The 14270-nt window shown below is 37.0% G+C and carries 11 protein-coding genes; 9 read left to right on the top strand and 2 right to left on the bottom strand.

Going from position 1 to position 14270, the window contains the following annotated elements; all coding sequences use genetic code 11:
* From Q8W26_RS13435 to Q8W26_RS13420, 4 genes are read left to right on the top strand one after another with little or no spacing between them, the layout of a single operon-like run.
* A complete protein-coding gene (locus Q8W26_RS13435) occupies positions 1-1272 on the top strand; it encodes an NAD(P)/FAD-dependent oxidoreductase (RefSeq protein ID WP_101214007.1) in 1272 nt (423 codons plus the stop codon).
* Positions 1273-1282: 10 nt separating this feature from the next.
* Complete coding sequence (locus tag Q8W26_RS13430) at positions 1283-2056, top strand: DUF1365 domain-containing protein (RefSeq protein WP_101213972.1); 774 nt, start codon at positions 1283-1285, stop codon at positions 2054-2056.
* Positions 2057-2091: 35 nt separating this feature from the next.
* On the top strand, positions 2092-3318 hold the full coding sequence (locus Q8W26_RS13425) for a cyclopropane-fatty-acyl-phospholipid synthase family protein (RefSeq protein WP_305473639.1): 1227 nt from the start codon (positions 2092-2094) through the stop codon (positions 3316-3318).
* Between the two features lie 6 nt (positions 3319-3324).
* Positions 3325-3855: a lipocalin family protein gene (locus Q8W26_RS13420; protein WP_101214009.1), complete on the top strand. Its 531-nt coding sequence runs from the start codon at positions 3325-3327 to the stop codon at positions 3853-3855.
* 112 nt (positions 3856-3967) lie between these two features.
* Here Q8W26_RS13420 and Q8W26_RS13415 read toward each other — a convergent pair whose 3' ends face one another.
* On the bottom strand, positions 3968-4282 hold the full coding sequence (locus Q8W26_RS13415; protein ID WP_101213973.1) for a DUF6172 family protein: 315 nt from the start codon (positions 4280-4282) through the stop codon (positions 3968-3970).
* 1167 nt (positions 4283-5449) lie between these two features.
* Positions 5450-5812: a hypothetical protein gene (locus Q8W26_RS13410; RefSeq protein ID WP_101213975.1), complete on the bottom strand. Its 363-nt coding sequence runs from the start codon at positions 5810-5812 to the stop codon at positions 5450-5452.
* A gap of 1274 nt (positions 5813-7086) precedes the next feature.
* Here Q8W26_RS13410 and Q8W26_RS13405 point away from each other — a divergent pair.
* The 5 genes from Q8W26_RS13405 (at position 7087) to Q8W26_RS13385 (ending at position 14234) form a co-directional block, all read left to right on the top strand.
* Positions 7087-8349, top strand: coding sequence for an HlyD family secretion protein (locus tag Q8W26_RS13405; protein WP_305473637.1), 1263 nt, complete (start codon positions 7087-7089; stop codon positions 8347-8349).
* 26 nt (positions 8350-8375) lie between these two features.
* Positions 8376-10511, top strand: a complete 2136-nt coding sequence (locus tag Q8W26_RS13400; RefSeq protein WP_101213976.1) for a peptidase domain-containing ABC transporter — start codon at positions 8376-8378, stop codon at positions 10509-10511.
* Between the two features lie 46 nt (positions 10512-10557).
* The gene (gene lanM / locus Q8W26_RS13395) at positions 10558-13158 is read left to right on the top strand and encodes a type 2 lanthipeptide synthetase LanM (protein ID WP_101213977.1); all 2601 of its coding nucleotides are present in this window, start codon (positions 10558-10560) and stop codon (positions 13156-13158) included.
* A 156-nt stretch (positions 13159-13314) separates the two neighbouring features.
* Complete coding sequence (locus Q8W26_RS13390) at positions 13315-13530, top strand: hypothetical protein (RefSeq protein ID WP_101213978.1); 216 nt, start codon at positions 13315-13317, stop codon at positions 13528-13530.
* A gap of 47 nt (positions 13531-13577) precedes the next feature.
* The gene (locus Q8W26_RS13385; protein WP_101213979.1) at positions 13578-14234 is read left to right on the top strand and encodes a CPBP family intramembrane glutamic endopeptidase; all 657 of its coding nucleotides are present in this window, start codon (positions 13578-13580) and stop codon (positions 14232-14234) included.
* Positions 14235-14270: the final 36 nt, after the last annotated feature.

Raw genomic sequence — 14270 nt, 5'->3', positions numbered from 1 at the left:
ATGAAGAAAATTGCCATCATTGGCTCTGGAATTTCGGGACTAACAACGGCTTATCTGCTCTCAAAAAAGTATCAGGTCAGTGTGTTTGAAAAAAATGATTATATCGGCGGACACACCGCCACCGTTGATGTTGAAAAGTCTGGTCGCACTTATGCGATAGATACTGGCTTTATCGTGTTTAATAACAAAACCTATCCTAATTTTTTGGCGCTTTTATCTGAGATTGGTATTGGAAAACAAGCGACAGAGATGAGCTTTTCAGTGCATAACTGCAACACTGGTTTAGAATATAACGGACACAATTTAAATACACTATTCGCTCAGCGCCGTAATATCTTAAACCCTAAATTTTGGATGTTGGTCAAAGAGATACTAAGGTTTAACAAAGCTTGCAAGGCGATATTTAGTCAAAACAGTTATAAGGTCGATTATACGTTAGGGGCTTTTTTAAAAGACAATGGCTTTAGTGACTTCTTTGCTGAGCATTATATCTTACCCATGGGAGCGGCAATTTGGTCAAGCTCGTTGACCGAAATGGAAGGCTTTGAATTTCGATTCTTTGTGCAGTTTTTCCATAACCACGGCCTATTGAATATTGCGGACCGCCCGCAATGGTATGTGATCCCTCAAGGATCGCGTAGCTATTTAGCCCCATTGTGTCAGCCGTTCAAAGACAATATTCATTTAAATGCAGATATTAGCCATATTGAGCGTCAAGCCGACAGTGTCACCCTCAGCTTTAACGACGGTTCAACGCAAATATTTGATGAGGTTGTATTAGCTTGTCATTCGGACCAAGCACTAGGTTTACTAAGAGATGCAAGTGAGGATGAACAACAAGTGCTTTCTGCCATGCCTTACAGCACTAATTCAGTGGTTCTTCATACTGATGATAGTTTATTGCCAGTGCGTAAAAAAGCGTGGGCGAGCTGGAATTATCAACTGAGTGAAGACCGGGCTAAAGCCGCCAGTGTCACATACAATATGAATATTCTACAAGGAATTGAAAGCAATGATACTTTCTGTGTTACGTTAAATCAGAAGGAGGCGATAAACCCAGACAGTATTTTACGGGAATTTACTTATCATCACCCAATATTTTCCGAGCAATCGATTAAGGCGCAGCAAAAACGATCGTTAATTTGTGGTCACAATCGTACCCATTTCGCAGGTGCATACTGGCACAATGGGTTTCATGAAGACGGTGTTCGTAGCGCTGTTGAAGTGGCCGAACGCTTTGACTGCTTCTTAGCACAACGACCAAAGGGATAGAGAGGTCATTATGTCAGCCCTATTTGCTAATAGTCAGATTTATGTCGGGCGTGTATTTCACCAGCGCTTTACCCCTAAAAAGCATCGCTTTGATTACTCATTATATATGTTGGGCTTGGACGTGGATGATGTTGAAGGAGCAACAAAGGGGTTAGGCTTGTTTGGGTTTAACTTATTCCATCCATTACGTTTTGTTGAAAAAGATTATGTTAACGGTGAACCTTTTTCGTTAAGTCAACGTATTAAGAATAAAGTGCAGCAACTCCAAGGGCACAAGGATATCGCAAAAATTGTCATGCTGGTTCAAGTCAGATGTTTTGGGATTTATTTTAGCCCAGTCAACTTTTACTTTTGTTATGACAGCAATAATCAATGCAGCCAGATGTTGGCTGAAGTGAGCAACACCCCTTGGAATGAGCGGCATTATTATTTAGTCGACTTACGCAGTGATGATAAAGAAAAAGTGACGGATAAAGTATTTCAAGTGTCACCTTTTATGGACTTAAACATGGCGTATTTTTGGCAAGTTAAACCGCCATCACCGGATGGTAAATTAATGGTTAAAATTGAAAATAAACGGGCAGAGGTTGGCGACGCATCAATGACAAAACTATTTGATGCTAGCTTGGTCATGAAGCAACAAGCGTTTACTCGGAAAAACCTCTTTCGCGTATGGTGCCAACTGCCATTGATGACCCTAAAAGTGGTCGCTAGCATCTATTGGCAAGCATTAAAGTTATTGATAAAACGCGTTCCCTTTATTGGCTATCAAAAAGCAAGTTAATCATTCAGGTATCATAAGAATATTAGGAATTTATTATGGAACAAGCACAAACAATCAATGTATTAAATACCGCTAGTTGGATAGACAAGCGCAGCAGAGCCATGGTGCATTCGGTGTTAGCTAACCTACCTTACGGTCAGTTGGAAATTGTTGAAGGCACAACCCATACCTTTCTTCCTGAAAACTCGGATTCGACTCAAATTAAAGCAAAAATCCATGTGCATGATATCACTATGTATCGCGATTTTATTAAAGGGGGCAGTATCGGTGCCGCTGAAGCATATATTGCAGGGAAGTGGACGAGTGGAAATTTAACTCAAGTTATCCGAATTTTTGCTAAAGCCCAACAAGAAACAGACCGTTTAGAAGCGAAAAGAACCTTACTTAATCGATTCAAGAATGTCATTAGTCATTGGCAAAACAGAAATACACAATCAGGGTCAAAACGAAATATTTTAGCCCACTACGATTTAGGCAATGAGCTTTATCAGCGCTTTTTAGATCCTCAAATGATGTACTCATCCGCTATCTACCCTACCGAAGAAGCAACACTGGACCAAGCGCAGCTTCATAAGCTAGAAACCATTTGTCAGCGCCTGTCATTAAAAGAGTCGGATCACCTGCTGGAAATAGGCACGGGGTGGGGTGGTTTAGCCATTTTTGCTGCTCAGCGTTATGGTTGCCGCGTGACCACAACAACAATTTCTGATGCGCAGCATGCTTATGCCAAGGAGCGTATTGAAAAATTAGGCTTGAAAGAACAAATCACTTTGCTCAAAAAAGATTACCGTGAACTCACTGGTCACTTTGACAAGGTAGTATCGATTGAAATGATTGAAGCTGTTGGCTACGAGTTTTTACCAAGCTTTTTTAAACAGTGTAACGACCGATTGGTTAAAGGCGGAAAATTGTTAATTCAATCAATTACCATCGCTGACCAACGCTTTGACTATTATAAAAATAATGTTGATTTCATTCAGCGTTATATTTTCCCTGGCGGTTTTCTACCCTCAATCAATGTGCTTAATAATCACCTAACACAGCACAGTGAATTAGTGATTGAAAGTATAGATGACATTGGCCTGGATTATGCTAAAACCCTCGCTCATTGGCGCGAGAAGTTTCTAGCCGCTTGGCCAGAGTTGGTAACGCTTGGTTATGACGAGACTTTTAAACGTCTGTGGTTATATTATCTCGCTTACTGTGAAGGGGCATTTTTAGAGCGCTCGACCAGTACGGTTCACCTTGTAGCAAGGAAATAGATGATGATTAAAGCATTAATGTCACTGTTGTTTTTAGTCAGTCTTGTTGGTTGTACTGGGCTTCCCGATGGGGTGAGTCCGGTAAAGAACTTCAACCTTGAGAAGTATCAAGGAAAATGGTTTGAGATTGCACGACTTGATCATTCATTCGAGCGTGGCCTTGAACAAATTACTGCACAATACACAATAAAGCAAAACGGTGATGTTGAAGTGATTAATCGAGGTTTTTCAACAGCAGATAAGCAATGGCAACAAGCAACAGGGGTGGCTAAGTTTGTTGAAACTAGCGATATTGGTTATCTCAAAGTTTCATTTTTTAGGCCCTTTTATGGTTCTTATATTATCTTTGGTCTTGATGATGACTACCAACACGCCTTTGTTTCCGGGCCGGATACCTCGTATTTATGGTTTTTATCTCGTACTACAACACCACCTCCTAAAGTGATGCAACAATTTATCACTCAAGCGTCGGCGTTAGGCTTTGACGTGGATAAACTTATTTATCCAGCGCACCCCTTACCCTTGTCGGATAAGTAAGATTAGATGAATGAAGGCCGAGAAAACGACGAGACTGGAAGGGGAAGACGTTAAGCGATGAAAGTATTTAGTCAATCGCTTCAGTGAAGATCTGAAGCGATTTATTTTAAGGCTATTCTTGGTGGTCTTCAGCTTCTTCTCGTACTATGCGGTTACGTACAGCCGGTTTAACCATAATTTCGATATAGAATGATTCAAGCTCCAACCGCTCAGCTTCATCGATATGCTTGTTAATTGTTGAGATATGAATAGGCTCAGCCTGAGTTTCGTCCACACCATATTTACAATCAAAGTCCCAATAATCGACACCTTCGGGTAACTTCTTATTACGCTCACGCTTGATGTACTTTTTGATGTCATATTTAATCGACTCCACCAAACGGGCGAGGTTTAATTTAGGGTGGGATAATACAAAGGTCTTTTTCATCTATTACGATTCTACTTATTTAAATTTTATGAATACTGCGATTACATTCAGCCTTCAGGAAAGGTTGATGTCTAAAGCTCATTATACCGAATTTATGATTGATTCATCTTCTTTTTCGTTCGGGTGGTTGGCTGGGCGATGCTAGGGTCTTCCGGCCAGTAATGATTTGTAATAATAGGTTGTATAGTATATTGACGCTCAATTAAGTCTTCTATAACAACATGTTTAGGTGAAAAATAATGAATCATGATTGACAGTTGATATGGCCCATGTAGTTTGACAAAAAGAGCCCTAATATTGACATACTTAACTAGTAGATTGACACATTATTCCATATCTAGCTCGTTTAACAGTTCGAGTCTTGTTCATAAGTGTTTCTAATAGTTAAGGTATCAGCTGATTTCTAATCTTATTTTGGCACTAAGCTAATAATGTTAGTCTGCTTGAAGTTAGTCCAATAATTACTTATTTTTATTATTTCAAATAGGTCTTCATCGGGTATCAATATGAGCTCCTCTTTAGTATATCCATTAAGGCTGTCTATTAGAGAAGTAAACAAATTGAGCATCTCATGGTGTTCAATAAAACACTCACTTGACAGTTCCGCCAAACTGATACATTCAAAATGTTCTATGTATGTTTTTAACACCCCTCGTAATTGTGACTCCTTTTGAAGACTTAAGCTTCCAAAAGGCGTTACCTGTAGTAGATGAAGGGGCTTTGCTAGTAGTTGGGTGTTTTTAAACTGTGAGGGAAATTCGGAGCTTTCCCCATCAATACAAGATAAAAAGTCGATAACCTTCTGGACTTCCAATTGATGAATTTCCGCAATGTCGCATACTGAATGTCCTGAATAAAAGTATACTGTGTCATACACTTCATTCATCAAAGAGTTACATTCAGAGCAAGTTATAGGGGAACTTTGAGAAGAAGCTAGACTAATGTTTAGTGATAATAAATCGGCAGAATGCCTAACGCTACAGAAAGAACAATGCATAATAATCTCCAGGCAATCAAAGGCCCACCAAACGCCTTGTTGCTATTAATCATTACAAATTGTCACGGATGCTCGGCTTCGTCGTATCTTGGGTAGGCACAGGCTGTCCGCACAGCCAAAAAATATAAAACTTTAAGATAGCGACTAGTTTAATAGTATTTCAATTAAATCTAAAGATTGTCGATAATTTTCTTTAGATCATTTTCTGGAATATTGAGTAAAGTCGAAACTACTGTTTGAGTATCAAAGCTCTTCAAGTATTCGATTGCACTTATTGTTATGTTCCATCTATCCCAGTTCGATTGGATTGTGATTGCTACTTCAACTGGATTAGATAACTCAATTAATTGTTTTGACTCCTCCGTAAGTGAGCCTGAATCGGCTGCTCTTTTCAAAAGGTCCCACGACTTATAATTATAAAAGTCTATGGCAATGGTTCTTTGAGCTTGATTTAGTTTGCAGCCTGTAAGGTTGGCTAACCTTCTTGCTTGCTTCTTTAATATCTTTACGGATTGAGAATTTTCTTCAGGCACTACGAATCTCCAAAAGCACCGAAAAATCCACAGCATTTTCGATACATCAGAAATAAGTAGCAATCTAATTAAGGATGGGCTTTCGCTTCGTTTTTGTGGTCACTGGCCGCCATCACGACCTTGAAAGTTCTTATATAACAAGAGCAATCTTACCTTTTAATAATGCGCGTTGATATACCCGTAAGCCTGATTGAGCAGCATTTAGTCTTTGCTTGTCGCATACTTGAATGTTACTAACAGTTAATTCTAAATAAAAATATTCACTCTCAATATATGGTTAACTCAAATAATCAGATCATATCTGATGTAAATTAAACGACCATTAGATTTACAGTCTTGCAGTTAATGTAAATGTTTCAAAGGATGATAGTAGCTATGTAAAGGAACGCGTAAAGTTATCTTTGTAAAGGCTTGATACTGGTTCGCCCTCAGTTTCCTAGAAAGTGTCAAGGAAACTGGGGGCGAACCATACGTTTATTTTACAAAGGGATATTTATTTTTGTTCATAGCATCTCTTTTTATTTCATTATTCTAAATATCAAATGCCTACGAATTCGGGGGGGAGGGAAAGGTCACTCCACGTATAGACTTTTCAGGCATGCCGAAATTAACCAATTTTAGATAGCTCATTTTTAGCCACTAAATACTCGCAATTGAAAATAATTGTTTCAATTGCTTAGACGTAAGCGTTGAGTAAGCAACAAAACACTGCGAGAAAAATATACAATGTACAATCCGTAGTTGGGAATCATTACTGTGCTTTCACGGATTAGAAAGCAGAATGAATTATAGAAGGTGTTGCTATTATAGTGCTGTTTTTTAAGGTTTTTTCTTAAAGTTTAAACAAGAATAAATTTACTCAACGTAATTAGATATATCTAATTACGTTGAAATGCTTACATCACAAAACGGAGATATAACTCCAATGACTGTTATCACCTGGAGAATATAGTTAGAAACACTACGAACGGCTAGAAAGTGCCTAGTCAATTAGTCGTAGTTCACTGTTATGTCGTGACGTTTTTTATAATAACAATCCCAACATCTAATCATTTACAGCAATCACCGTGAAAGACAATGGAACAGTGTCTTTTAGACTATCTTTTGTATTGTCTAAAGCGCTTACTTGTAAGCTACTAAGGGAGTAGTGGAATTATAAGCATAAAATCAACTTTTAATAATTTCTATTGACACAAGTTATTGATTGCTGGATATTTCAACACCATTAACGCTTATGGATTTGCGTACCCCCCCCTAAAACATGGAGATGTAGTTTGTCAAAAGGAATTGAGACTGACCTTTTCAGGAAAGAAGTAATAGCTGAGCAATCGCAACGATTAACTGGCTCTGTAATATTAGCTCAACCATTATCAATTACAATCGCCACACTTATCATTGTAGCCATTGTTGCTTCTTCTCTGATGTTTATTTCAAGTGCTCACTACTCTAGAAAAGAAACGGTTCAAGGTTACCTCCGCCCAGACAAAGGCTTAATAAAAAGTTACTCCAATCGCACTGGAACAATCAAGAAAATATATATTTCTGAAGGTGATTTTGTAGAGAAAGGTTCACCTTTGGTTAGTATAGTTACTCGGCAAAGTATGAGTACGGGGGAAGAACTTGGTGATAAATTAATCGAAGAAATCAACATACAACAAGATTTATTAGTGGAAGAGGCGGAACAATACTTACGCATAGAATCACAGGAGCTATCTCGTATTACACAGCGAATAAATATATTGGAAAACTCCCAAACGATAATAAAGAATCAGAAAGCTTTACTTAATGAAAAACTCCAATTGCTAGAGCAACAGCAAATCCAATATACAAAACTACATGACAAAGGATTTATATCTGAACTAGAGTTTCAGAAGAAACAAGAGAACCACCTTAACATTAGACAAGAAGTTGAATCTCTGGAGCGAGTGTTATTACTACAGCAGTATGATATACAGCAACTAGCCTTCGAATACAAAAATATTCCTGAGCAATATCAACTTAAACACCGCGACATTAAACGACGTCAGTCAGATTTGAGTCGTCAGTTTAGTGAAACGAAGAATAATTACAACTACGTGATTGAAGCAACACACTCAGGGGTGGTCACAGCCATACAGGTCGTTGAGGGTGAAACTCTAAATTCCACTCGTCTCTTATTAACTCTACTACCTCAAGGCGCTGAGTTGATAGCCGAACTTTTATTGCCTACTCGTAGTGCCGGCTTTGTGCAGATTGGGGATATTGCCAGGTTGCGTTTTCAAGCTTTTCCTCATCAACGATTTGGTTATCTTAAAAGCAAAATAACACAAATTGATCAATCGATAATTACCCAAAGTGAAGCTAATTTCCCAATTCAATTAACAGAACCTATATACAGACTACAAGCTAGGTTGAGCAAACAGCAAATTACTGGGTATGGCAAAGAGTTTAATTTAAAAAGCGGAATGTTATTCGAGGCTGACATCATCCTCGATCGTCGTACCTTATTACAATGGATGCTCGACCCAATCTATAGTTTAAATGGAAAAATTAACTAATGCCTCATGTAACGGAGAATCAGACTATGGAAAATAGCGCGAGTTTATTAGAGTTTACTGGGGCCAAACGTGTACCGTTAATATTGCAGTCAGAAATCGCAGAGTGCGGATTAGCATCTATGGCAATGGTAGCCTCTTTTTATGGTCACCAACTTGACATGCCCGCCATGCGTAAACGATTTTCAACGAACTTAAATGGAATGAACTTTCAGCAACTCATTGAATTAGGCGATAGCTTAGGTTTGGCAAGCCGAGCGCTAAAATGTCCTCTAGGAGATGTAAATAAGCTAAACCTTCCCTGCATTTTACATTGGGATATGGACCATTTTGTTGTACTAACAAAGGTTAGTAATACAACTTATTCAATAAACGATCCCGCAGTAGGCAAGCGTACTTTATCAGTACACGATTTTAGTAAACATTATACTGGAGTTTCACTCGAACTTACTCCTACAGTAAAATTCGAAAAAAAGAATGAAAAGCAGCAAATGAAGCTGTCACAGCTTTGGAGCAAAATTTCTGGATTAAAAACCGCTTTATTGAAGTTATTTGCCCTGTCAATAATATTACAACTCTTCGCTCTATCCTCACCATATTATATGCAATGGGTGGTAGATGAAGTATTAATAAGCAGAGATCAGTCACTGTTAATTGTGTTAGCTATTGGCTTTGCGTTATTAAGTATTTTTAGTGTATTGACGACAGCCTTAAGAAGTTGGTTAATTTTACGTTTATCTAGTCTGCTAAATATGCAAATGGGTGTTAACTTGTTAAATCATACGCTCAAGTTGCCAATGCACTATTTTGAATCTCGACATATTGGTGACATCACTTCTAGATTTAGCTCAATGGATCAAGTCAGAGAACGTATTACCACAGGTTTAGTAGAGGCGACGGTAGATGGAATCATGTCTCTAACTTTATTGGTAATGATGTTCCTATATAGCTTCAAACTAGCTGCGATAGTATTAGCTGCTAGCATATTTTATGTTTTTGTACGTTTGGCCCTGTATCGCCCATTACATCAGGCAACTGAAGAGTCAATACAAAACAAAGCGAAAGAACAATCTAACTTTTTAGAAAATGTTAGGGGCATTCAAACTATTAAGCTTTTTGGTAATGAAACTCAGCGACAAGAAATATGGCAAAATCGTTATGCAGAAGTCATTAATTCTGATATTCGTTTAGGAAAATTACGAATAAGTTTTGATTCATTTAATAAATTGTTGTTTGGTTTAGAGAACACCATTGTCATTTATTTTGCTGCGATAATTATAATGGAAGGAAACTTATCAATTGGCATGATGCTAGCGTTCATAGCCTATAAAAGACAATTCACTGAGCGATACTCCAATTTAGTAGAGCAAATGATTCAATTCAAGGTAATGCGCCTTCACCTCGAACGTATCTCTGATATTGCTTTACACCCACAAGAAGAAAATCGTGAAGGTAATACACTCATTTCACTAACATCACAAAAGTTAAAGGGCCAACTCATATTGAAGGATGTGTGTTTTAGCCATGCAAAAGATGAATGCGACATTTTACATAATATAAACCTAACTATAAATGCAGGGGATTCGATAGCGATAACTGGCGAATCAGGGTCCGGAAAGACAACTTTAGTTAAAATAATGCTCGGTTTATTGTGTCCAACTTCAGGGGAAATATTGATCGATGGTTATGACATAACACACATTGGGCTAAAAGAATACAGATCTAGAGTTGCTGCTGTGATGCAAGAAGACACATTATTAGCCGGCTCCGTTGCTGATAACATCAGTTTTTTTGATCCTCAACCCAACTATCTACAAATTGAGAAATGCGCACAACTTGCTGCTATTAATCAAGATATAGACAAAATGAGCATGGGTTATAATGCCCTTGTCGGAGATATGGGGTCAAACCTATCGGGAGGGCAAAAACAACGAATACTATTAGCTAGGGCGCTTTATAAATCCCCAACAGTCTTATTTATGGATGAAGCAACTAGTCACTTGGACATCAATAATGAAGCAAGAATATCAAAACTAATATGCCAGCTTAAAATGACCCGGGTTATTGTCGCACACAGACCTGAAACAATAAATAGAGCAAATAAAGTCTACGTGCTTTGTGGAGGCCAGCTTGAATCCGTAAAGCTCGATGCTCACAAAGCATAATAATGATTACCCAAGTTTAAGGACGTCCAAATAAGGTGAAAAGGAAATGAAAGATAATAATAGAATTAAATTAGTCAACGTATTTAGTCAAGAGCAGGACGAAAAACTGTCTAGCTTCATGCAAACGCTAGATAAGGAAAAACTATTAAGTATCACCGAAAGAAAAGAATTCACAGCGTGCATGAAGCACCAATATTTTTCATTTTTTTCACGTGTTTATACTAGAACGTTAATACAGGAATTTGAAATTTACAAACATGAACAAAGCGGTACATTAGATTCGTTTGTATCTTGTAATAACACTGTTGAGTTAAAAAGGATAATTCAAGAAAATTTCCCAGAGTTACCTAAATTTGTAGATCGGCTAATTCACCAGTTCGAATTACTCGTAATAAAAGTCTTAAAACGATTTAAAGAAGATAGTGCTGTAATTAGTGAGCAATTATTTGCATTAAAGAATATGGAAATTAAGATAACCCACATATCATCTGTTGGTGACAGGCACAATAATGGTCAAACAACTTGCATGATTGAAACAAATTGCGGGAAGTTAGTATACAAGCCTAGAGCAGCTATAAATGACCTATTTTTTGTCGAACTACTAACCGTTATTAATTATTTCGAACAAACAAACAACCCATACTCTTTTATAGATAAAACGGACTACTCTTGGCACAAATTCATAGAAAAAAAAGCACAAGAGGAAGTTCTAGTTAGTGATGTAAAGAACTTCTATTTTCGCTACGGCAAACTAATCGCATTATGCTACACAATTAATGCAAGCGATATGCATTACGAAAACATTATACTGATGGGCTCCACCCCATTTATCATAGACTTAGAAGTTCTCTTGCTTCCTGAGTACAGGTATGACACAGATATACCACCAATGGACGTTAATGCCATAGGCCTCCTCCCAAGAATATCAGTAAACGAAGAGGGTCATTATAGTGATAAAAGCCCTTTAAAATCAAAAGATATGGATTTTCACGACAAAGTCGCTTATTTCTCAGATGATGATGTCACAATAAAGTACAAAAATGTTATAGAGAACAATCAGACGCTCCTTCCTATAATTAATAACAAAGAATCTTGCCCTTATGATTTTATTGAAGATGTACTAGCGGGATTTAGAGAAACAATACATATTGTTAATGAAAATAAAGATAACATAAAAAGTTTATTCTATAGACTTGAGCCTAACCTTTCATCAAGACTAGTACTGCGAAATACACAAACCTATGTAAAATTTTTGTCCCTATCCTATCACCCTGATTATTTTTTCAAAGAGAATACGCGAAGCAATTTATTTAAAAAAATACCGGCTATTGATTGCTTCACCAACGATGTGTACAAAAGTGAGATTGAGCAGTTAATAAATGGAGACGTTCCATTCTTTAGAGTAGGTGTGAATGATAAATACATAATATCTAGTAATAGCCAAAATTCAGATATAGCTATAACAGGAAAAGATTCTTTTTTTGAAAAGTTAGATAACTTATCAAACACTAAACATATCAACTATCAGCAGCATTTAATACGGCTTAGTCTATCTCAACTGAAGCTTGAAAGTAATAATAGGGTGCACGAGCTGATTGGTAAATCAGATATACCTAATATATTAAAAAGTAATAATAATTTTTATCCTGAAAATATTCAGTGGCCTCAATTATCAACCAAAGATACCTATGTTATTCTACAAACGGTGGGAGAAAATTTATTTGACGGAAATACTGGAATCCACTATGCGCTAGAACTTAACGAAAAACTACAAGTAACTAACGAGCAATACACCAATGAATTAGCTATTCTACGAAAAAGTCAAAAAATCTCTTCTGATGCATTTATCAAAAATATTAAAGAAACAACCGTTATGTTACATGGTATAACAGGTTTAGGTGGGTATATTTGGTATTTAAATAGACTTAATAAATTAACTTCTGAACCATATTACAAAAGTCAACTATCACAGCTTTGTAGCCAAATTACACCTGAAATTCTCAACACCGAAGAGGTGGACTTTGTCCGCGGTGTCACAGGTACAATTGCTGCTTTATTAAACTCCAAGACTTATGACGACAATGTTATCCATGAAAAACTTACTAAACTTTATAACCTCCATTTAAATAATCAAGACTTGTCGTTCTCACATGGTTTGAGTTCGTTACTATATTGTAGTGCTTTATTTAAAAATAAGACGGGCATTGAGATTCCGGGGCATGAACCTTTACTGAATAGAGTAGTAGACTACATATTATCTGAACAAAAAATACCAGCAAATGGCTCCTGGTGCAAAGGGATTCTAAGTCGAATAAAAGTGGCGTTAGAAGACCAAGAAAACAACACCGAAGTTCTTGCTTTGTTGAATTCAACTGTCTTAGCAAACGAACTTAAAGTGCATGTGAGTGATAGCAGTCTTTGTCATGGATTAAATGGAGCTAATATGATAATCGGTGAATTGCAAGCACACCAAAATATTCAGAATATTTCACTCCAAGCAGTCAAATATAACGACCAAGAAAAGTTTGTAACCGGGAACTATAAAGGGTTGTATTCTGTTGGGCTGTTCAACGGGGTGACATCCGAATATTTAATCAAGTATGCCAAAGAGTTTAATGATTACAGTTCACCACTTTTTTTAAACTAAAAAGTTTCTCGCCAATTCACTGCTCAAAAAGTATGAGTTGGCGACAATAAATTATGCATAATACAACAAAGTTTTGTGTTGTGTGTATGTTCTTGCACAGAGATGTGTGAGGGAGTTTTACTACAATTAATAACTACATTTTATAAGGATATCATTTTGAATATTAATCAAAGAAACCCAAAAAACCGCACTATTGAAAATAAAGCAGGCAGTGAAGTTGTTGAATTAACAACTGAAGAACTCACTAGTGTAAACGGAGGTAGACAGAAGTGGTCACGCTGGCTCTGTGCTGTGACCGAAACTGTTACTTCTGCTGATACATATCAGTGTACTGAACATGATTCATGTGACCATATCTGTATGTCAGCGTAACCTGTCACACAATAAGGGCCCTTGGGCCCTTTAAAAGGTTAAATATTATGAAAAATCTTATACTTACTGTGGGCATTATAACAGCGCTCCAATTGTTAATGTCCATCAACTATGTTTTATTAATTGAGGGATTAAATCTTGACAAACCTTATGCCGAAGAACTTGATTCAAGAGCTGATGATTTAGCAGCATCAGCTTTTTTGGTAATGGTAGTTGCCCCTGTTATAGAAGAAGTATTATTTCGTGGTATATTTCTGTTGATTTTATTTCGTTTTCGCATTAACAAACCAGTCACTATCGCAGTTATCATCAGTGTGACTTTTTCCATATTGCACCCAACACTTGCCATTCCAGGAATATTTTTAATTTCGTTATTATATTGCTATTTGGCATATGCAAGCAAAAGCCTGTGGATGCCAATTCTCGTTCACATGTTACATAACTCAGCTTTAACAGTGCTAGATTGGAACGAAAATTCAGATACTTTAAATTATTACATAGACGGTTATACAGAATTTTTGACCAGTTTAGGGCCTCTAGGCGCAACGTCACTGATTTTTTCTGTATTCATCACTTGTATAGTTATATGCTGCTTAAACCTTAACTTATTCAAGAACGGTAGTATTTATTTGAGCCAAAATATAAATAATACTTTAAAAAAATCATATGATCATTTCGATAAATTCTGCTCTAAAAAAGCATAGTAATAAAATTATCGTAAACGAGAAGCTAAACATCAG

The sequence above is a fragment of the Psychrobium sp. 1_MG-2023 genome, from assembly GCF_030689115.1.
In the GTDB taxonomy this organism is placed as follows: Bacteria; Pseudomonadota; Gammaproteobacteria; order Enterobacterales; family Psychrobiaceae; genus Psychrobium.
The sequence above is the reverse complement of the archived record's forward strand: the minus strand, read 5'-3'. Positions and strand labels throughout refer to the sequence as shown.